Source organism: Arcobacter ellisii (genome assembly GCF_003544915.1).
GTDB classification, from domain to species: Bacteria; Campylobacterota; Campylobacteria; order Campylobacterales; family Arcobacteraceae; genus Aliarcobacter; species Aliarcobacter ellisii.
Genome location: NZ_CP032097.1, coordinates 1,269,745 through 1,290,632, shown reverse-complemented (window position 1 = coordinate 1,290,632; position 20,888 = coordinate 1,269,745). Strand labels below are relative to the sequence as shown.

The window sequence follows — 20,888 nt, the reverse complement described above, 5'->3', positions numbered from 1 at the left end:
TTTAATCCTTTACCATACTATTATTTTAGACTTAATACCTAAGTCTCTTAATTTTTTCCCAATTCCTGCATTTAATGCACTTTTTGGCAACCTTATAACACCATCACAACCAATTTTAATAGTGTTAAAACCATTTTCTTTTAATATTTGGTTATCTTTTTTTATAAAACTCATTTTAAAATCCTCATAAATATTTTTCCTATTTAGTTCCATTAATAATCTATGTCATAGTAGCTCCTATTTTAATTGATAATTCAATTTTAATAATAGTTAGAGAGTCAATTGACTCTCTAACTAAGCTACTTTTTCAATTTTTGATATATAGGTTGTATTATTTATCACTTGAAGAGGTTGTTCATATCTTCCATACATAAGTATTTCTATACTTGATTTTGGTTTATTTCCATTGATATATTCAACATCTTTTTTTACATATACATAATCATTTTTAATAGCAATATTTTCAATAAATGAATGGTGATTGTTATAATAAATAAATGGGTATTTACCATTATTTAATAGATTTAAAACCTCTTTATGGTTAAAACCTTTACCTTCATTTGTATAAGTATGTTTGCAAGATTTGATAATCTCTTCACCAAACTCAACATATTCAGGGTCAAGCAATACAAATGCTGTTTTATCATTTTTAACTTTTTTCAATACAGATTGATATCTTTTAACTCTAAACTCAAAGCTAGCAAGTTTGAAAATCTGATGATATATTTCTACTTTGTTGATTATAAAAGCTATTTTTTTATGTTTATTACCATCATAAGCACAACTAAACTTATTGGTTTTTGTTTCCATATCAAAGTTATTCATCCCACCTTGACAAATATTCATTAAATATAAAAATAGTGCTGCCCTTTTAGCATTCATTCTATTTTTCTTTTCAAGTTCATTAAGTTCTATTTGTTTTTTTGTAAAAAAGTCTTTTAACTCTTTTTTTGAATCAGCAAAAAGTTTTCCATATTCTCTAAAAAAGTCAAGTTCAATATTTGATAACTCTCTTTGAACTGATTTATGGTTTCTTTGAACTTGTCTATAAACATTGATTAAAGAATGATTTACATCAGAAATAAAAATATTTTTAATTCCATTTTTAATTAAAATTGGAAGTGAATTATAAACACTACCTAATCCACCTGCAAATGGTTCATAATAAGAATTAACTTGTGGTGATTTTAACAACATACTTGCAACAATATTTTGTTGTGTTGATTTATGATTTTGTTTTCCACCTGCATATACAAATAAAGGTAATCTATTGTAGTCCCCAACATCATTAAATGATTTAACATTTATAAGTTCATTATCTTTATTTTTTAAAAAATCTAAATATTCAATATCTGAAAAATTATCAATTTTATCAAAGAGATTTTTGTCTTTTGAATATGAAATTAAACATATATTTGTGTAAGCAAAACAATAGAGATATGGTTTTTTAATAAGTTCTTTTTCAACTAATTTAATACCTCTTTGAGTAGCTTGATTTTGAAGTTTAGTAAAACCACTTTCCATAAAATCAACTTCTTTATTATTAATATTCTTTTCAACTAATTCAAGAACTGATTTTGAAGGTAGATTTTCTTCATTTGAGATTTGAACTTCTTCAATAGTTTCTATCTCAATACTTTCATTTTTTAGTTCATCTAATTTAGCTTTAACAGCAACTTTTCTTTTATTTATTTTTCTAATGAAATTACTCATTTTTAATCCTTTTTAATTTTTTCAGGATTATTTTCGCATAGCATAGCGTGGCAATTAGCTCTTAAAGAAAAATACTTTATAATGGTATCTACAATAAGTTTTTTTGATAAAAAAGGTGAAAATATGGAAAAATCAAAGCTACATTTAAAGTTAGAAGAATATATTGACTTATTAGATATTAATTATCTATTGTTAAATATTGAAGACTATATATTCTCAAAAATCAATGAAATAGAAGATGATTTTTTTAATAGTGATTATTCAAGTAATGACAAAAATTTTATTGAGAAAAAAAGAAAAAAGAACAGAGATTTAATTAATTTAATTTTAGAAAGTAAGTATGAAGAACATTTAAAAAAATATAAAAAATATCTACCAAGAGAAAACAATTTAGATGAAGCTATTGTTTATATTCTCTCTTTATTTGTAGATAAATTAAATAATGAAGTCATTTTAAAAGATATATATGACACTATGGAAATTGATTATCCAACAGAATTAATAGTAAATGATTTAACAAAAAGAGCATTAGCAAATATTAGATGTTTATATATGGCTGATTGTAGAGTAATAAATAGATTACAAACATACTATAAAATAGACTTAGAAAAATGGTTTGATGATTCAAGAAGATACACAATTCATAATAAAGAACTTTTAAAATCAATATTACCATTATTAGTTGCTTATTTAAAAAGTAATAAAGGACTTACAACTGATAATTATTTTGAAATTGTAGAAGAAATTATAGAAGAATTTTTAAAACCAATTGAGTATTCTCAATCAAATTATAATCTTGAATATCAAATTTTTCAATCAATTAGTAGTAATAAAGATATAACAATTGTTATTGATGGAGTTAATGGTAATTTAGTAAATAAAACTATTTCACCTATTAAAATAAATATAAATAGTGATAATTCAAAAACTATTGAATATTACAGAAAAATGAAAGATAAAATTGACACTTCAAAAGTTGAAACAATTTTATTGTCAAAGATTTTTGCAATTAATGACAAAGGAATTAGTGCAAAAGATTTTTACCTTTCACAATTACCAAAAGATAAACAAAAAGAGATACTATCATTAAATAAGTCATTTATGATAAATGATGTTATTAAATATGAAATTATTCCAAAATTAGCACTTGAACCAACAGAAAATGAAGAGCAAATTATATTGGAGTGCAATTCTGTTTTACTTGAATATTTTTTATATAAACCTCTAAAAAAGCAATCAACTTTTAAAACAGAAGATGAATTAAAATATTTTGAAGAAGTTTATAGTATTACCCCAAAAGATAATAAGTTTTATGTTGTTGCAACTGACACAATAACAAATGCTTCAAGTTCAGTCTTAAAATGTCTTGGAGAAGTAAAAGTTTTAACTCCTACTTCTTTAACTGATTTTGTAAGTGAGAAAATTCAAAAACATAATTCATTATTAATTTCTTCATAGTCAAAGTTATCAAAATCTTCAATAGGTAATTCAAAATTTTCTTGATAATTAGAGTCCAACTCATCTATTGCCATTTCTGCTTTTCTTGTTTGTAGAGATAAAGCATTTTGAAGTTCTTTAATTTCCTCATTCAATTGTTCAATATATAGATTTTGAGGTAATTCCTTTTTAAGTAAATAAATCAATTCATTTTGAGTTAAGTTTTTAACTTTTTTATCTAAAATAAAGCTACTTCTTTTATAACTATTCTTTGCATCAAAATATAATTCTATATATTCATAATTTTTACCCACATTGCCAGTAAAAAATTTATATTCAAACAAAAAATCTGTCAAGTATTGTATATCTTTTTTTGCCACATCTAAAACTCTTCTTTTTAAATTAGAAATATTATAATTCTCAACATTTAATAGTAATTTAAAATCAGATAAGCTCATTTTTAATGGTTGATTATTATTAAAATGAGGTATATATGAAGATTTTAGTATTTCATAAATGATTAGGGAATATTTAGATTTGAATTTGATTAAGTCCTCAATAAATAAAGTTGTATAATCTTTACTATTAATAACTAAATCAATAATAATAGGAGAAAATGTCAATTCAAAAAAACCATCTTCACTATTAAACTCTTTAATATCTCCAATTAGTTTTGCAGTAAATTTAGTCTTATTACTTCTTCCAATATTCAAATTTGATTCATTTAAAAATTGTATATTCATATCTATTTGTCTTAAATTATCAAACATTTTTATAATGTCTTTTTTCTTGGTAAGTTTTAAATGTTCTCTTAGTTCTTTGAAGGTAATTTTTAAATAATGTCCTTTATATTTATAACCTATTTTTTCAACCTCATTTTTCTCTTTTAAAATCACATTTTTTTCTAATTTTAATCTGTAAAGTAGGTAGTTATAGATAATTCTTTCTTTTTGAGTTGCATTATCTTTACAAAAAATAAGACTTCTGGGTTTGTAAAGTTTTTTACTATTCAAATTAAACACCTTTTTTTGTTTATTATAAGAAGAAAAAACACTTTTTTATAAATATGTATCCGTTTATAGAAAAAATGTATCACTTCAAGTGTTTAAAATGATATAGCAATTTTTTTAAGTTGTAAAATTAAATTAGTTTGTCTTTGTCAAATCTAATTTTATTTCTATATAAATTGTTTTATCAATTCACTTTTAAATCATATCTTTATTAATTTGATTTTTTTAATTCAATTCTTCCAGCTGTATTATTATTATTTTGATATGCTCTATTAGTCCAATAAGTTCCTTCTAATTGAAAAAAATCATTCTCATACTTTACTTTTAGTTTTCCAGCTCCATCAAAGCTAGTTTCATCTGTTTTTTTAGGATTTGGCACTTGTCCTTCAAACATATAATATAGATATATTATGTCTGTTCTTTTATCTTTATATAATTGGCTAGATATAACTGAACTTTCTGAATAGTTATCCTCTGAAATTAAAAACATTTTAAATGTTAAGAAATCAACTTCAATTTTTACTTTCACTTCTTTTATTTCATTAGAATAGTTAGAACAAATATTACCTTTCCAACTTCCATTCAAATCAGGACAAATTAATTTATTTAAATCAATTAATTTATTTTTCCATATATACTTCCACCCCCATTTAGCTAACACAAACATTATTCCTAAACTAACTAAACCTGAAACTTCAACTACTTTTAATAAGCCCCATTCTGGAATTAGATTAACAATTAAAAATATAATTGATAAAACAGAAATATAAACTTTTATTATTAAACTAACTGGTAAAAGTTTCCACATTATTTAGCCCCATATTTTTTCTTTGCTGGATTTTTTTTTGGTCTTATAAATCCATTGATATTTATTTTTATTGAGCAATATCCTTCTACTTGTGAATATTGATTAATTACTTGACACTCAATAAGATGAATACCTTTATATGCACAATGTTCTTCTAATACATCATTTAAATCTAAAACTTTTATATGTCCAAGGTCATTTACATTATTTGCAATATCACCTTGATTTTTGATTATCCAAAATACTTTACAATCATTACTATATTCTTCTTGATTAGATAGTTGGAAAGAAAATCTCTCATTTTTAAAAGCTATTATAGAATTACTAATTTTATTAGATATCACTTCTCCTTTACTATTCAAGTGTTTAAAAGAAATATTAGGAGGATTTGTTAAAGTAGGTAAATTTGAAACTGTATCAAATTTTGGTTCTTCTATAACAATTGGAAAGAAATGTTCAAATATTAAAGACCAAAATGTTGAACTAGTTAATGAACCTTTTCTAATTCTTTCACAAGTTTTTGAAAGTAAATTCCATTTTATTTTTGATACTTTAATTTGTTCAGAGCTAAATTCTAATACATTTTCATTTGTTAATGGATTTAAAACTTCAAATTTATCTTGTAATTCTTCATTTATTGCAAAAACTGTATCAATAAAAGTATCTGCCTCATTATCAGAATTAATAAAATTATTATAGACAAGAATATTTATTGCTAATGAAGATATTTTAAAACTTTCATTATCCCACTTTAAAGCAGTCCAAATTTTTATATATCTAATTATTCTTTTTAATTTTGCTTTATCCTCATCTGAAAAGCCTTTGGCTTTATTATAAAACCAATCTTGTAATTGTTTTGGGTCGCTATCTATCCAACCATCACTAGTGGCTAATTTTAGTTTATCTAACTCATCATCATAATAATACAAAGGTAAATCAATATGAAATAGTTTTGAAAAAGAAACTCTTTCACATTTACTTTTACTTTTTTCAACTTTTGTAGCAATTTCAATATTTGAATATTCAATTAAAATATCTCTTAACAAGGCTTTTAATTCATGAGATTCATAACCTTCCTCTTCTGCATTGAAAAAAACATATATTCCTACATCAATATCAAATTTTTCATCAATCTTATGACTTCTAATTAATGTTGCACTTTTATAAGACCCTTGTATCCAAGTTTTAACTTCAAAATCAAGTTCTTCTTTCAACTTTTCTTTTATATATTTTAAAAGTTTTTCTTTATTCTCAATAGCTATATTAATATGTTTGTCAGGGATTGTAATTCTGCTATGAAGTGTATTATCTTCACTTTTTGAATAAAAATATTTTGAATAATCATTAATCATCATCTAACCTTTTTTAATACATAAATTAATTTTAAATAAGTATTTTCAACTCTCTCAAATCACTATTAATTTCACTTGATAAACTCTCAATTTCAGCTAAAATTTCTTCTGTTGGAGCATATTCAACTTCTTCATATTCAATAGTTTTATATCTGTTGATTGATAAGTCATAATCATTGTCTTTAATATCTTTTATATCAACAAAGAAGTGTTTTTTAGTGTTTTTATAACCTTCACTATCTTTTTTTGAATATTGTTCTAAAATATCAGGTATATCATTTGCTTCAATTTTATTTCTTTTATCATCTAAACTATACCCATCTGCCTCCATATCATAGAACCAAACTTTGTCAGTTTTTCCACCTTTTACAAAAACTAATACAGCAGTTGAAACTCCTGCATAAGGTTTAAACACACCACTTGGCATAGAAATAACTGCTTTTAGTTCATTTCTTTCTAAAAGATTTTTTCTTAGTGTTTTATGTGCATTTGAACTTCCAAATAAAACTCCATCAGGGATAATAACTCCACATCTTCCCCCTATATCTAAAACCCTTTCTATTAAATCTAAAAATAAAAGTTCTGTTTTAGTTGAAGTAATTGAGAAGTTTTCATTTTGGTCTTCCTTGTCAATACTTCCTTTAAATGGTGGATTAGCTAAAACACATTGATACATATCTTTTTCATTATAACTTTTTGAAAGTGTATCAGCTTGTTTTATATGAGGATTAGAAATATCATGCAACATCATATTCATCATAGAAATTCTAATCATTGAAATATCACTATCATTCCCATAGAATGTTTCATTTGATAGTTTATCCCATAATTTACTATCTGTTAAATTAGCACCTAATTTTCCACCTTTTTCTGTGTAAGGTTTTAACATATGAGAATAAGCACTAACTAAAAATCCTGCTGTTCCACAACTTGGGTCAAATACTTTTTCTCCAATTTGAGGATTTACAAGTGCAGTTATAAATTGAATGATATGTCTTGGAGTTCTAAATTGTCCATTTTTACCACTTGAACTTATTTCACTTAAAAGATACTCATACATATCTCCTAAACTATCCATAAATCCTTCTTCATCTTCTTCTAAGATATTAAAGATTTGCTCAATTCCCTCAACTGTTTCACTCAGTAAAGATGGTTTTGTGATAATAAATGCTAAGTCTTTTAATGATTTATTAAACTCTGTTCCCTCATTGTATTTTTTAATAAAAGGAAATGCAGTATCTCTTACAGTATTAAGCATAGTTTCACTATCTAAATCTTTAAAGTTATCCCATTTAGCCATTTTGTCATTTTCAAAAAGTGATACATATTTCTCACCAGTAAATGAACTTTGTAAAATTGCTTTATTGTCATTTTCATTTAATAGTTTTAAAAATATTAGTGCTGTTATTTGTTCAATTGCATTTAATGGATTTGCAATTCCACCACTCCAAAATTTATTCCAAATACTATCAATTTTACTTTTTACTTCACTTCTTACAAACATTTATTAGTTTTCCTCTATATCTTTTTTAATTAAAATTTCCATTGTTATCCTATGGCTAAGATGTTTATCTTCAAAATCCTTCTCAATAAATAATGTTTTTTTATCCATATAAACTTGACAAATTCTTTTTCTATTAAAAATACTTTTATCAAGAGGAAATTTAGCATATGGATTATGAAAAATAAAAAGTCCATCTTCAATCAATTCATCTACATCACTTGTCATTAAAGGTTCAGTTGAATTTGGAGTAGTCCATATATGTTGAAATAATCCTAATTTGTTTTCTTTCATATGTTGAACCTTTGAAAAAGTTGCAATGGGATTGAATAATACAGCACTAATTTCTTCTGCTCTTTCATCTAAAAACATTCCTAAATCAATTTGACTTCCATTCTCTTTTTCTACATAATATAATCTTTTATCTTGTAATCCATTAGGAAATAAACTTGGATTTTCTAAATATTCTTGTTCATCAAGATAAAAATCATAAAGTAAAGCCATCATTGGTCTATCATATTGATGATAATGTAGAGGTTGTTCAAATGGAGCAATTGCTAAAACAAATGGCTTATTCTTCACCTGTTCTAATTTATGATAAGAATCTTTATATTTATTATATTTACTTAAAAATGAGTTAGCTAATCTAATTATTGAATACATATTTTTATCATTCATTGTTGATAAATAATTATCATACCTATTTTTTAATTCTTCTTTTTCCCATTCAGGTATTTCATTTTGTGCATTACTTGATATAGTAGCTTCAACAACAAAATCAATACCATTAGAATTAAGTATAAAATCAGGTCTATCATAATTCCAATCAAATAAAAATCCCAACTCTTTAAAAAGTCTATAAAGATAAATTTCCCAAAAACAAGAATTAAATGTTGTTTGAAATTCTTTTACAAATTTTTTATCTCTATCAGGAAAACCATCTGCCCATTTGTTTAATGTTTCTCTATCTTGTTCAGGAGTATGTTTTATTAAACTTATATAATTAGGGTGTAATTTTTCATCAGAAACTTGCTTTTCAAATAAGTCCATTATTAAATCTCTCCTTTAAATGCTTTCTGCATCATAGAATTATGTAAATCTTCAAGTTGTTTTAGTTTTTGATTTTCTTTTTCTTTTATAGTTTCAATTTTTTCAACTATTGAAGCAAATTGATTTTGAAGTTCAATTGGGGGAATATAACAATCAATGCTTTGCATCTCTTGTGCATTAATATTAGCCATACCAACTATATTCTTAGCCATATTCAATAATACTGCTTTCCCATAATCACTATTTAAAAAATAAGATATAAAATATGGATCAGCCTTATCATTTACTTTTGCTCTAACTAAGTATCCTGCAAAACTATATTGTTCATCTAAATTAAAAACAGTAGTTTTTCCTACAAGTTCTTTACTATTTGTTCTGTTAAATAATATATCACCTTTTTCAAGAATAAACTTTTTTAAATCTTTTTCACTTAATTCAATATGTTTTAAATCACTAACATTAAGATGACCAGAATAAGTTATATTATTCATTCTTAATATTGGGAAACCTTTATTTTCTTCATTTGCTTTTGAAGAAGTTCCATAATTAACTTGTAAAAACAAATCTTTTAACTTACCTAAGCTCCAACCCTTTGGATTAGAAACTGGTTCTCCAAACATTTCTATAAACTTTGATTTTAAAAATAAATCATATTTTTCTAAAAGTTCTTTTTGTTTTTTAATTAGATTTGAAGTTAAATCAAGAACTTTTACTATTTTTTCTTGTTGTTGAAGTGGTGGGATTGGTATTTGTAAATCAATAAGAAAACTTTTACTAATAAACTTAACTGTTCCACCTTTCAAAAATAAATCATAGTAATTTTGATTATATAATTTATCAAAAAAACTTTTTAAATAATTAGTAGTTATAAGAGTTTGATTAGGTTCAATTAAAAAAATATTCCAGTGTATCAAATAGTCAGATTCTTCTTTTACTATTACATTTTTTCCTATTGTTCCTATATTTGCTAGTAATATATCATTAATTTTAGGTTTATACTTTTCTTTATATTTTTCCCAATATTCATTATTCATATATTTGGTATCATTAAAATCTATAATACCTTTTGAAATATTTTTTGTTTGTAAAATAGGATAACCACTATTGCTAAACTCAACTTTATCTGCTGCTGTGTTTATACCTTGATGCATTCTTTTTACAAGATTTCCTAATTTTTCAACTCTCCAACCATTTGGAAGATTATCTATCATACAGCAGTTTCCTTATCATCTATTATCTCAACTAATTCATTCATTAGGCTACCTTTAAACATACCTAATATTCCCATTTTATGATATTTTGTAAATGGATTTTCCATTAAATCTTTTCTTGTAATATTATGTTTTTCTATTACATAGTGTTTTATAGCTTTTATAAACTCAATTTGATTTGAGTTTAAAGTGTGAGTTTCTATAAACCTATCAAGTAAAAAGGGAAGTTTATACTCTTTTTTATTGATGATATTGCTTAAAATCTCAACCATATCATTTGATTTACAATCAAATACTTTACAAAGTTGTTGAGTATCTAACCCTTGTTTTAATAAATCATCTTTTAGGTTTTTCAAATCTTCTTTATCAAGTGGAGCACCAATAAATAGTTTTTGTAAAGTTTGTGATTGATTTATTATCTTTTGAAGTGATTCCAATAAACTTTTTTCATACTCTTTTATATTTACAGATGGGTGATTTATTTCAATATCTGTAATACTTGAAATACTATCTTCTAAATCAAAATGAACTACATCAACTTCATTTTTTGATTTATATTTCATTAGAGGTGCTAACTTATCAGTTATTTCATTTGTTGTGTTAAAATCAATTTCAAACCAATATTTACCATCACTACATTTGTTTAATAGTTCTAAATTATCTTGAACTATTGTAAGTGATTTATTTACTCTAACTTTTTCAATATCAACTAAAATAGAGTTAATATATTTTTCAATTAGTTTTGTATCATTTTTGATTTTTACATTTTGAAGTTTTTTAACTTTTACCCTAAATTGAAGTTCTTGTGGTTCTTTAACTTCTATTCTATCAATTAGTTCAGATATATTTCCAAGAGATAAAAGGTTTGCTTTTAAGTTGTCATAAAATGTATCATTCACATTTGATAAAAATGTTGCTTTTGATTTTATAAAATAGTCATCTTTTGGAAGAGAATTAATTTGACTTTTTATTTCTTCTTTTACATATTCAAACTCTTCATTTTCTAATGATTTTAATAGTTGAATATTTTCATTAAATATTTTTCTATTTAATGATATTTGTTCTTTTGGTTCAAATCCTTCTGGCTTGTCATTGAAATATTCAAAATTACCCCAAAAATCAAATATTACAAATTTTTCTTTTGTAAAAACTTCATCGTATAATCTTGTTCCTCTTCCTATCATTTGCCAAAACTTTGCTCTACTAAACACAGGTTTTGCAAATACTAAGTTCATAATAGAAGGAACATCAATACCAGTATCTAACATATCAACAGAAATAGCAACATTAAAACCACTATCTACATCCCTAAACTCTTTAATTAGTTCTTCTGTGTTGTTTAGTTCAGATACAATAACCTTTGCAACTTTTGAATGGTATTGAGGGAACAATTCATTAAATAGTTTTTCTAACCTATATGCATGTTGCTTACTTACTGCAAATATAATTGTTTTTGCAGGTAAATTTGAAATTGGGTGTTTATAACAATTATCCATAAAAGTGGTTAAGATTTTTCTATTAGTATCATCATTGACAACCATTTTTTCAATAGTTGTTCCTTCAAAATCTATATCTTCTTCTGTATAGCCACTATTTTTTAATTTTTCTTGTTCCTCTTTTGAAAGTTGATTAAACCTTATTCCATCTTCTTGAAACTTTGTTTTTACATTCATTACTTCATAAGGACATAAATAGTTATCTTCAATAGCTTGTTCATAAGTATATGCAAATGTTGGATTACCTCTATCTGTTCCAAAAAACTTAAAAGTATCTCTATCAATAAAATCTACTGGTGTAGCTGTAAGTCCTAGCTTTAAAGCATCAAATTTTAAAAATAGTTGTCCATAGTAATTATAAATACTCCTATGACTTTCATCTGCAACTATTAAATCAAAGAAACCTTGACTAATATCTGTTTTTTTAAGTAATGACATCATAGTTTGATAAGTTGAAACATACAATCTTTTATCTTTTTCAAAAGTTTCTGTTTCAATTCTTTGTCTTGATTGATTAGGTAAATGTTCTTTGAAGTTGTCCATAGCTTGTCTTGCTAATTCTCTTCTATCTGCTAAAAATAGAACTCTTTTTACAAAACCTTCTCTTAATAAAATATCTACAAGAGAAATAATAGTTCTAGTTTTACCAGTTCCAGTTGCCATAACCCATAAAATACTTCTATGTTTATCATTTAGTTTTTCAACTGTTCTTGTGATAGCTTCAACTTGATAATGTCTTCCTGCAATTTGTTTATTTAATAATTCAGGTGATAAAACAATATTCTTTTCATTTCTTTTTCTGTAAGTTTCTAAATCTTCTAATGAATGGTAAGATAAAACTTTTCTTGGAACACCATTTTCACTATCCCAAAACTCTATTTCATTTCCATTTGTAATATAAATAAAAGGTGCAAAACCTTGTTTATTTTTAATTCTTCTTGAATAATATTCAGCTTGTGTTTTAGCACTTTCCACAGCTTTATTTTCTCTTTTAGCTTCAACAACAGCAATAATTTGTCCAGTTTTATTTAATAACACATAATCAACAAATCTTTTAGTTCTATCAAAAAAGGTAGGTAAGTTGTCATCTAATTCTATTTCATACTCTTGAATAACTTTTAGAGTATCATTTATATTCCAACCACTACTATTAAGTTCTTTGTCTATTAAATCAAATCTTGTTTGTGCTTCTGTCATTGAGTTTTCCAATTTAAGATTATCAATTATAGCTTTTTTAGATTATAAGGAAATAATTTTAGTTTATATTTTTAGTGTAGTTGTTTAAAAAACAAGGAAAATGTATCACTTTTGTATGATTTTAGAGAAATAAGCATTACTTTTTTAGTTTGAAGTCCTATTTTATAGGAGCTATGTAAAGGTGTAATTATAACCCTTTATATAGCATCAAAATAATTTTAATGAAAATCTTTTACTGCTTTAAAATTAATCTAACACATCAATATAAATCTAAATAAAGTTTTAATGTTTTTGCTTGTTTCAATAAGAAGAAATTATTAAAAAACTTGAAGTCTTGATTAGTTGTTATAAATAAATATTCTATATTTTTTTAAGAGCTAATTGGCTCACTAACTAATTTTACAATTCTCATATAAATTAAATGAGGATAGCAAAATGCAATTAACAAACAATGAACTTTTACCACTTATGATACAATCACTAATTCAAAAATATGGACTATTATTAACATCAGCTCAAACAGCAGAAGTTTTAGGAATTAGCACAAGAACATTAGATGAAAGAAGAAAAAATTGTGTTGATTGTCCTGAATATATAGAGGGACAAGGGAAAAAAGGTTTTATGTTCCCAGTTCAAAATATAGTTGCATATCAATTAAAAAAAGCTCAACAGAGTGTAAAAACTCTGTTCTAATATTACTTTATAAACTTATTAAAGTTTTAGTTAGTCTCCCTACTTCTTCTTCACCATTACTTTTACTTAATTTTGCATATTTCATTGTAGTTTTTATATCTGTATGATTCATTAATTTTTTGATTGTTAAAATTGGAGTGTTATTGATTGCTAATTGAGAAGCAAAAGTATGTCTTAAAGTATGTATAACAACTTTATCTTGTTTTGAAATATTTTTTACTTTATTATTATATAACTCATCAAATATTGGTTGAAGTTGTCTATAATAATATTGATTCATATAATTTTCTATTTGAGTTGTTTGAAATAAAAAATCATTAGACTTCTTATTAAATTTTTCAATGAATACTAATAATTCTTTTTTTAAACTTTCATTTATAAAACCATAATATTCACTTTCATTTTTAAAATCATACAACTTAATAGTTCCATTAGACTTAATATCACTTACTTTAATATTGCAAAGAGTTTGTAATCTTCCACCAGTTGATAAACCCAACATTACAAAATAATATAAACATAAATCATCTTTTAATCTATCTTTTAATTCTTTAATTTCTTCAAGTTCTAAATATCTAACTCTTGTATTATTAATTTTAATATTTTTAACAAATTGACAAGGGTTTTTATCAATTAGTTGATTTTCCATAGCATTATTAAATATAGCACTTAATTGTCCAATAATAAAATTTACTGTTGCAGGTGCTAATATTTTTGATTTATCTTTTTGAATTTGCTCTATTTGTTCTTTTGTAATTTTGTTTAAAGGTATATCTCCTAATGTTTCTTGAATATGTTTTTCAATTCTTGCTCTTGTTTTTTTATTTTGTTTATTGTGTATCTCTTTGTCATCATAAAACTTTTTAGCATATTCATTCAATGTTAATACATTTTTCTTTGCAACTTCTGGTAAATCTTCACCTAATCTAATTTTAGAAGTAATTTCACCTCTTTTTTGATTACAATAGTCTTCCCTAACACCTTCACTATGTAATCCTATTTTAAGCCATATTTTTTTACCATTCTCTTTATAAGTTATGTAGTAAGCTTTATCTTTATTCATTAATACTTGATGATAAACACCTACATATTTCTTGGATTTTATTTTTATCATTATCTACCTTTTTTATCTACCCTATATCTACCCTTACAGTGTAATTTAATGTAGATAAATGTATTTATTTGTAAAAATGATACCAGATAAAAACTTATATAAATCCCTATTTATAGGGTATTTGTATAAAAATGTAAGAAAATGTAAAATTAGGAGTAGAGAAGATATGCTTTTATATCAAGGTGTTTTGGCATTTGAATTATTTACTAATACAAAAGCTGATGAAAAATTGGTTGAAGCTATGAGAAAAGGATTAAAAGGAGAATAAAATTTCTTCTTTTTTCTTTATTTTTATTTTTATTTGAACTATAATTACATTGTAAACAACATAAAAATAGAAGTTCAAAATGAAAAAAATAATAAAGCTTTGTGGAACAAAGAAAAATTACATCATCTTACCACAAGATGAAAAACTAAATTCAAATTACATTTACTTTTGCAATAAATGCAAAAGGGAAAGTAAAGAAAAAATTCTTTTGTGTTACCCTGAGATTAAAGAAGAAAAAGATTCAAATTCATAATTTAATTCATCTTCAAAAATTTCATTCATACAAAATGTATATTTATATAAAACATAATACCAAGGTAAAAACAAAATACCAAAGTATAAATAATAATTATTTATACTAAATAAATAGTCAAATTCGAAAAATAGATACCCTAAAGAGTCAACTATTATTATCAAAAATAAAAAGACCCAAATATACTTAGAAAAATATCGTTTTTTATAAATATATCCTCTAATACTTAGTATTGAAATTGTTGCTACACTCAAAAAGAAAAAATCATAAATTCGTGAAAAAATATTTCCAAAAAATAGTTTCTCTTCATTAAGAAATAAAAATCCTAATAAACATAATGAAGAAAACATTACAAACCAAAAATAAACTTTCCAAAAAACAACTATTTTATTCATTAACTTTTCCATTTCCTAATACTTAATCAAAAATTTTATCTAAAGCACGTCACATATTGCGTCACAATTTTTCAAATCAGCAGATTCGACATCCTACATAAGGAATTGTTTCTATAAATTTATATTCTAATTTTGTTCTAAGTCGATAAATCAATGTTCTTAAGGTGCTATCAGAAATAATGCATGACCCCCAAATTAAACTTTCCAAATCAGCAAATGATACAATTTGACCTTTTGATTCTAAAAGTATTTTTAGAAGTAAAACCTCTTTTGAACCAAGATTTATTGGTAAAGATTTATAGTAAAGTTTATTTTCATCATTATTAAAATAGTAATCTTCTCCTATACAAATAAGATTATTATTAATAAAATCCTCTTTTAAGCCCCTATTTTTATAAAGTCCTAACATAATATTTGATTTTAATTCATCTCTTTTAAAAGGTTTTATTAAATAACTTACTGGTTTTGTTTGAATAGCCCTATTTATTGTCTCTTCATCAGAAAATGCAGTAAGAAAAATAATAGGAATATCATCAAAACTTTTTATCTTTTTTGCTGTTTCAATTCCATCTTTACTTTTACCTAAATTTACATCCATTAAAATCAAATCAGGTTTATTCATCAATACACTATTAATAGCTCCTTGATAATCAAAAGCTGTATTTGTTATCTCATAATCAAGCTTTTCTAGGGTTCTTTTTATATCAAGGGCAACAATACTTTCATCTTCTACTATAAGGATTTTAGTTTTTTTCATACTTCCTACTTTTCATATTTAAAAAATATTATCATTTTTGTGTCACATTTTTCGTCACAAAAATTATTCTTCTAAAAAAACTTTTTTAAAAAAATTTGAGGCATTTGTGGGGTCATAAGAGATGATTAAACAAGGTGTTTCTAAACTTCCATAAGATTCTAATTCTTTATATATTTCAACTCCACCTAATTTTTTGAATAATTTCAAATGTTCTTGTCTAATTCCAGAAAGAGCAATATCAATATCATTATTCATAAATACGTTATATATTCCACACATTAAGTATTTAAACTCAAGATTTAGACCTTGACCTCTATTTTTTACAATATTTCTTGAAATTTCACCTATACAATTGTATTTATTTCTCATATCATTAAATGTAAATTTATTTTCAGAAGGAAGTTTGTTTTCTGAATCAAAAATCAATCTTATTGTGGCTGATACTTCTTTATTATTTTTGTAATAAATAACTGCATATGTTTTATCATAAATATCAAAATTTAATCCCTCTATCGTATCTGGGAATTCATCTTGATAATTAATTTCTGTGAAGACATCACTTCTTAGTTTAAAAACCTCTATTAACTCTTCTGCACTTTTTACTAAAGATAAATTTTTATATTTGTCTTCCCAAGATAATTTTCTATTAAAAGAGATTGTATCTTCTAAAACACTTTCTAAAAAAATCCTTTTTTGAAATATTTCTAAAGCATGTTTTTGTAATGAGATAAAAGAGTCAGGAAGATAAGCTTGTTTTGTTGAAATATCACTTTTGATAATTTCTTGAAGTTGATTTAGAGAAATGTTTTTATTTATGTAAGCCATTTGTTTGTCCTTTTTTTAGGACAAACTTTATTAGAGGAACGTCACAGTTAGCGTCACAGAATGGGCTTTCTATGGACTTTTTGAGATTTTACATCCAATGCTTGAAATGGTATCAATTATCTTATAATTTAGTTTTGTTCTTAGTCGATAAATTAAAGTTCGTAATGTACTATCACTAATTGGTGCATCTGGCCAAAGTACATATTCTAAATATTTAAAAGAGACTATTTGACCTTTTGCTTCAACCAAAATAGTAAGCAGTTTTTTCTCTTTTAAACTTAATTTTATAGGTTCAGATTTAAAAAAAAGAATTTCATTTTCTAAGTCATAAAAATAATCAAATCCTAGTTTTTCATAGGAATTATTATTATTATCATAAGTTTGTGTTTTTAATTTATAAATACTTAATAATAGTGTAGATTTAATATCTTCTTTTTTAAAAGGCTTTAAAATATAACCTAAAGGATTTGTTCTAATTGCTCGCTGAATAGTCTCTTCATCACTATATGCTGTTAGATAAATTACAGGAATAAAATCTTCTTTTTGTATCTCTTCAATAATATTTATTCCATCTTTTTCTTTTCCAAGATTTATATCTGAAAAAATAAGTTCTGGTGGATTTTTTTTTACACTTTTTATTGCATCTTCAAAATTTGATACAATATCTACTACATTATGACCTAAGTTATTTATAATTCTTTTTATATCTAAAGCTACTATTGCTTCATCTTCGATTATTAAAATTTTTACACTATTCATCTTCATTCCACAAAATAGTCGTTGTTACACCATTTTTAGAATTTATATCTATTTCACCTTTTAATTGACTAACTGCAAGAGTTTTTACCAAAGTAAAACCTAATGAGAAATTAACTTTTGTTTCATCAAAGCCTATTCCATCGTCTTTAATAGTTAATTTTATATTTTCATTCTCTTTTTCTAAAGTTATAAGAATATTTCCTTTTTTATCTGGAAATGCGTATTTAAAGGAATTTGTAATAAGTTCATTTATAATAAGTCCACAATAAATTGATTGTTCCATTTTTAGTTTAGTTTTTATATCTAAATGAATCTCTATAAAACTATCATAACTTTCTCTTACTTCATCAATTAAAACTTCAAAATATTCATAAACATCAATATAATTTATATCATCTTGTTTATATAAAAGTTCGTGTAAATGACCCATTGCACTAATTCGATTTTGAATAGTTAATAAAATATCTTTTAATTTTTCATTTTCTATTTCATCACTTTGAAGTCTAATCAAAGATACAATTGTTTGCATATTATTTTTTACTCTATGATTTAACTCTTTTAATAATAACTCTTTTTCATCAAGAGCATTTTTTAAATCTTTTGTTCTTAAATTAACTTCATTTGATAATCTTTTAGTTTCATTCTCTTTTTGAATAATTAGTTTTTGGTTAGCTTCATTTTTTTCTTTTTGAAGATTTGTGATTTTATTTGCTAAAGCTATAGAAAAAATTATTGCTTCAATTACAAAAGAGGCTTCAATTAAATAAGGAAAATATTTTTTTATATCAAATATTCCTGCACTTGATAAATACATCAATAATCCAGAAGATAAAAAAATAACCCAAGCAAAGAAGATAAAATAGGCTTGTTTATTCTTTTTAAGAGTTGCATAAAGTGTAATTATCATCAAAAAAACTAAAAATAGCATTGTAAAAGTATTTCTATATTTATCATAATCATCTGTTACTAGGAAAAATATTACAGAAATTGGAATAAGAATTAAAAATCCATTTAAAACCATATTAAATTTTTTATACTGTTTTGTTTGTAAAAAACTTTTTGTAAATAATCCCAAAGCATAAACAGGAATAGCAACTATAACAGAAGCAAGACTAACTATTGTTATTTTTTGTTCATAATTTAAAAAATATACATTTGCAATACCTGTGTACATCAAATGATGAATTATTAAACCTAAAATATATAATACATAATATAAATAACTAATATCTCTTGTAAATAAATAGATAAAAAAGTTATAAATTCCAAGAATAAACATTGCTCCAAAAAACAGAGAAAGAATTATTTGATGTTTTATCTCTTTTTTGTAAAAACTCTCTTCATCAAGAAGTTTTAAATCAATTATTAAAGTTGTTATAAAAGAAGAAGCTTTTATAAAATAGGTATTTTCTTCATTTGGATTTAACTCAATTGAAAAAATTGGATTTATTACAAATTTATTTATATCTTTAGATAAAAGACCATCTTTTTGAATACTATTTTTATTAAAATCAAAAAAATCCACATTTGTTGTAAGAGGATTATCATATTCAATAATCTTTTTTATTGTTTTCTTAGAACTATTTTTTAGAGTAAATTTAATCCAAACATCAAAAGTTGGAGAATAACCATAAGATAAAATATTTTTGTTATTTTTTTCAAATTTTATATTTTGATTTTTGATATCTTCAAAAGTAAGATTCTTATTTTTATCTATATAAATTTCGCTTTTAGAGAGAATATCTAAAGTTTTTGTCTCTTCATTTATATCTATTATATTTGCAAAAAGAGTTGAAGAGAAGAGTAATAAAAAGATTATTTTTAAATAAAACATATTAAATCCAGAATTTTGATAAGTTATTATACAAAATCAAATCAAAATTGCATAGACATATTCATCATAAAATTTGTCGAATCGCCTTTTGTATCTGAATAAATATAATAATCTTTATTTAAAATATTTTTAATACTTAAATCTATTTTTACATCTTCATCATCTATTTTAGTAAAAAATATAGCTCCTAAACTTCCAATAGCATAACTATTTAATTTATCACTATTTACATTGTCACTATATCTACTTCCAACATAAGTAACTTTACTAATAAATTTTATATCTTTATATAAATATTCTGCTTTTAAATCTATCTCTTTTTGAGGAGAATAAGTTGGAACATTTCCTATTAATTCTTCTAAATTACTATTTAAAATTTTAATATCAGAAATTTTTGCTGTTGTTGTAACTTTTAAATCTTTAGTTAAATCTTTTGATAATGAAAATTCCAATCCTCGATATAACTCTTCAGAACTTTGTAAATAATCATCACTGTCATCACTTTGAGACAAATAGTTATTATCTCTTACTATTTGATAAAAAGAGCTATTAAGTGTTGCAAAACCAAGTTCTGAAGAAACATTAAAACTAAGTTTTTTATTATTTGTGTTTTTAAAACTTTGATTTACAAATTTATCATAATCAATACTATTATTTAAGTTTTCAAAACTTATATTTGACACGATAATTGAATTTGGTTTATAATATAACTTAACCGCTGATTCTTCTTTTATACTTTTCTTTTTATAGGCAACTCCACCTGAAGTATCTATTACACTTCTTATAGAATCTTTATAATTAATATTAAAATTCACCCACATATAATCATATAAATAAATACTACTTTTAAAAAGTAAATTATAAGAATCTTCATTGTAAAAATCTTCACTATGATAATCCAAATAACTACTATCTTCATAAACTGATTTACCCAAATTATATCTTAGGGAATAATCAAAATTTTCTTCTTTTTTTTCCATTTTAAATTCTGCATTCTCTTCATCTAAATTTACTAATTTAAGATTATTTGTTATTAGTTTGCTATATGTATTTATATAATTTATCTCTTTTGCTTGAAGAGTTATAACAGTAAATGCTAGTAAAATGAGGTATATATTTAATCTTAACATTCTTCTATCATACTTAAATTAATATTAAAATATAATTTTATATTAAGTTTAAATTCTAAAAATTTATATTGTTAGAATATTTATT

Annotated in this window: 19 protein-coding genes; 3 read left to right on the top strand and 16 right to left on the bottom strand. The window is 23.7% G+C overall.

Annotated features, from left to right (window positions below):
- Window positions 1-9: 9 nt before the first annotated feature.
- Entirely contained in the window at window positions 10-174 is a 165-nt protein-coding gene (locus AELL_RS14260) for a hypothetical protein (RefSeq protein ID WP_164967236.1), read from the bottom strand.
- Between the two features lie 120 nt (window positions 175-294).
- Window positions 295-1,713 (bottom strand): DNA adenine methylase, encoded by a 1,419-nt coding sequence (locus tag AELL_RS06600; RefSeq protein ID WP_118917183.1) that lies wholly within the window; start codon window positions 1,711-1,713, stop codon window positions 295-297.
- 123 nt (window positions 1,714-1,836) lie between these two features.
- Here AELL_RS06600 and AELL_RS06595 point away from each other — a divergent pair, with 123 nt between their 5' ends.
- Complete coding sequence (locus AELL_RS06595) at window positions 1,837-3,171, top strand: hypothetical protein (protein ID WP_129096292.1); 1,335 nt, start codon at window positions 1,837-1,839, stop codon at window positions 3,169-3,171.
- On the opposite strand, the gene AELL_RS06590 is transcribed toward AELL_RS06595, so the two are convergent.
- From AELL_RS06590 to AELL_RS06560, 7 genes are all read right to left on the bottom strand, one after another.
- On the bottom strand, window positions 3,138-4,163 hold the full coding sequence (locus tag AELL_RS06590; protein WP_192941217.1) for a replication initiation protein: 1,026 nt from the start codon (window positions 4,161-4,163) through the stop codon (window positions 3,138-3,140). The two genes, AELL_RS06595 and AELL_RS06590, sit on opposite strands and share 34 nt — an antisense overlap.
- A 208-nt stretch (window positions 4,164-4,371) precedes the next feature.
- Window positions 4,372-4,968 (bottom strand): Cap15 family cyclic dinucleotide receptor domain-containing protein, encoded by a 597-nt coding sequence (locus AELL_RS06585; protein ID WP_118917180.1) that lies wholly within the window; start codon window positions 4,966-4,968, stop codon window positions 4,372-4,374.
- Entirely contained in the window at window positions 4,968-6,320 is a 1,353-nt protein-coding gene (locus AELL_RS06580) for a nucleotidyltransferase (RefSeq protein WP_118917179.1), read from the bottom strand. Before AELL_RS06580 ends, AELL_RS06585 begins: the two co-directional genes overlap by 1 nt.
- Before the next feature lie 31 nt (window positions 6,321-6,351).
- Window positions 6,352-7,824: a class I SAM-dependent DNA methyltransferase gene (locus tag AELL_RS06575; protein ID WP_118917178.1), complete on the bottom strand. Its 1,473-nt coding sequence runs from the start codon at window positions 7,822-7,824 to the stop codon at window positions 6,352-6,354.
- A gap of 3 nt (window positions 7,825-7,827) precedes the next feature.
- Window positions 7,828-8,871, bottom strand: coding sequence for a hypothetical protein (locus tag AELL_RS06570; protein WP_118917177.1), 1,044 nt, complete (start codon window positions 8,869-8,871; stop codon window positions 7,828-7,830).
- A 2-nt stretch (window positions 8,872-8,873) separates the two neighbouring features.
- Window positions 8,874-10,082: a restriction endonuclease subunit S gene (locus AELL_RS06565; protein ID WP_118917176.1), complete on the bottom strand. Its 1,209-nt coding sequence runs from the start codon at window positions 10,080-10,082 to the stop codon at window positions 8,874-8,876.
- The gene (locus AELL_RS06560) at window positions 10,079-12,775 is read right to left on the bottom strand and encodes a type I restriction endonuclease subunit R (RefSeq protein ID WP_118917175.1); all 2,697 of its coding nucleotides are present in this window, start codon (window positions 12,773-12,775) and stop codon (window positions 10,079-10,081) included. The genes AELL_RS06565 and AELL_RS06560 overlap by 4 nt, the downstream gene beginning before the upstream one ends.
- 435 nt (window positions 12,776-13,210) lie before the next feature.
- Between AELL_RS06560 and AELL_RS06555 the strand changes: the two genes are divergently transcribed.
- Window positions 13,211-13,468, top strand: a complete 258-nt coding sequence (locus AELL_RS06555) for a hypothetical protein (RefSeq protein WP_118917174.1) — start codon at window positions 13,211-13,213, stop codon at window positions 13,466-13,468.
- A gap of 7 nt (window positions 13,469-13,475) precedes the next feature.
- On the opposite strand, the gene AELL_RS06550 is transcribed toward AELL_RS06555, so the two are convergent.
- The gene (locus tag AELL_RS06550) at window positions 13,476-14,582 is read right to left on the bottom strand and encodes a tyrosine-type recombinase/integrase (RefSeq protein WP_118917173.1); all 1,107 of its coding nucleotides are present in this window, start codon (window positions 14,580-14,582) and stop codon (window positions 13,476-13,478) included.
- 58 nt (window positions 14,583-14,640) lie between these two features.
- Between AELL_RS06550 and AELL_RS14255 the strand changes: the two genes are divergently transcribed.
- A complete protein-coding gene (locus AELL_RS14255; protein WP_164967234.1) occupies window positions 14,641-14,850 on the top strand; it encodes a hypothetical protein in 210 nt (69 codons plus the stop codon).
- Between the two features lie 213 nt (window positions 14,851-15,063).
- Here the strand turns inward: AELL_RS14255 and AELL_RS06540 are convergent, their stop codons facing one another.
- From AELL_RS06540 to AELL_RS06515, 6 genes are all read right to left on the bottom strand, one after another.
- Entirely contained in the window at window positions 15,064-15,498 is a 435-nt protein-coding gene (locus tag AELL_RS06540) for a hypothetical protein (RefSeq protein WP_118917172.1), read from the bottom strand.
- A 76-nt stretch (window positions 15,499-15,574) separates the two neighbouring features.
- Window positions 15,575-16,255 (bottom strand): response regulator, encoded by a 681-nt coding sequence (locus tag AELL_RS06535; protein ID WP_118917171.1) that lies wholly within the window; start codon window positions 16,253-16,255, stop codon window positions 15,575-15,577.
- Between the two features lie 63 nt (window positions 16,256-16,318).
- Window positions 16,319-17,080, bottom strand: coding sequence for an N-acyl amino acid synthase FeeM domain-containing protein (locus AELL_RS06530; protein ID WP_118917170.1), 762 nt, complete (start codon window positions 17,078-17,080; stop codon window positions 16,319-16,321).
- 69 nt (window positions 17,081-17,149) lie between these two features.
- Complete coding sequence (locus tag AELL_RS06525) at window positions 17,150-17,839, bottom strand: response regulator (RefSeq protein ID WP_118917169.1); 690 nt, start codon at window positions 17,837-17,839, stop codon at window positions 17,150-17,152.
- Window positions 17,832-19,673 (bottom strand): 7TM diverse intracellular signaling domain-containing protein, encoded by a 1,842-nt coding sequence (locus tag AELL_RS06520; RefSeq protein ID WP_118917168.1) that lies wholly within the window; start codon window positions 19,671-19,673, stop codon window positions 17,832-17,834. Before AELL_RS06520 ends, AELL_RS06525 begins: the two co-directional genes overlap by 8 nt.
- Window positions 19,674-19,714: 41 nt before the next feature.
- Window positions 19,715-20,803: a porin family protein gene (locus AELL_RS06515; RefSeq protein WP_118917167.1), complete on the bottom strand. Its 1,089-nt coding sequence runs from the start codon at window positions 20,801-20,803 to the stop codon at window positions 19,715-19,717.
- Window positions 20,804-20,888 lie beyond the last annotated feature (85 nt).

Coding starts and splice junctions, on each gene's coding strand:
- AELL_RS14260 (WP_164967236.1), bottom strand. CDS start 174: ATGAGTTTTATAAAAAAAGATAACCAAATATTAAAAGAAAATGGTTTT.
- AELL_RS06600 (WP_118917183.1), bottom strand. CDS start 1,713: ATGAGTAATTTCATTAGAAAAATAAATAAAAGAAAAGTTGCTGTTAAA.
- AELL_RS06595 (WP_129096292.1), top strand. CDS start 1,837: ATGGAAAAATCAAAGCTACATTTAAAGTTAGAAGAATATATTGACTTA.
- AELL_RS06585 (WP_118917180.1), bottom strand. CDS start 4,968: ATGTGGAAACTTTTACCAGTTAGTTTAATAATAAAAGTTTATATTTCT.
- AELL_RS06580 (WP_118917179.1), bottom strand. CDS start 6,320: ATGATTAATGATTATTCAAAATATTTTTATTCAAAAAGTGAAGATAAT.
- AELL_RS06575 (WP_118917178.1), bottom strand. CDS start 7,824: ATGTTTGTAAGAAGTGAAGTAAAAAGTAAAATTGATAGTATTTGGAAT.
- AELL_RS06570 (WP_118917177.1), bottom strand. CDS start 8,871: ATGGACTTATTTGAAAAGCAAGTTTCTGATGAAAAATTACACCCTAAT.
- AELL_RS06565 (WP_118917176.1), bottom strand. CDS start 10,082: ATGATAGATAATCTTCCAAATGGTTGGAGAGTTGAAAAATTAGGAAAT.
- AELL_RS06560 (WP_118917175.1), bottom strand. CDS start 12,775: ATGACAGAAGCACAAACAAGATTTGATTTAATAGACAAAGAACTTAAT.
- AELL_RS06555 (WP_118917174.1), top strand. CDS start 13,211: ATGCAATTAACAAACAATGAACTTTTACCACTTATGATACAATCACTA.
- AELL_RS06550 (WP_118917173.1), bottom strand. CDS start 14,582: ATGATAAAAATAAAATCCAAGAAATATGTAGGTGTTTATCATCAAGTA.
- AELL_RS14255 (WP_164967234.1), top strand. CDS start 14,641: ATGTATTTATTTGTAAAAATGATACCAGATAAAAACTTATATAAATCC.
- AELL_RS06540 (WP_118917172.1), bottom strand. CDS start 15,498: ATGAATAAAATAGTTGTTTTTTGGAAAGTTTATTTTTGGTTTGTAATG.
- AELL_RS06535 (WP_118917171.1), bottom strand. CDS start 16,255: ATGAAAAAAACTAAAATCCTTATAGTAGAAGATGAAAGTATTGTTGCC.
- AELL_RS06530 (WP_118917170.1), bottom strand. CDS start 17,080: ATGGCTTACATAAATAAAAACATTTCTCTAAATCAACTTCAAGAAATT.
- AELL_RS06525 (WP_118917169.1), bottom strand. CDS start 17,839: ATGAATAGTGTAAAAATTTTAATAATCGAAGATGAAGCAATAGTAGCT.
- AELL_RS06520 (WP_118917168.1), bottom strand. CDS start 19,673: ATGTTTTATTTAAAAATAATCTTTTTATTACTCTTCTCTTCAACTCTT.
- AELL_RS06515 (WP_118917167.1), bottom strand. CDS start 20,803: ATGTTAAGATTAAATATATACCTCATTTTACTAGCATTTACTGTTATA.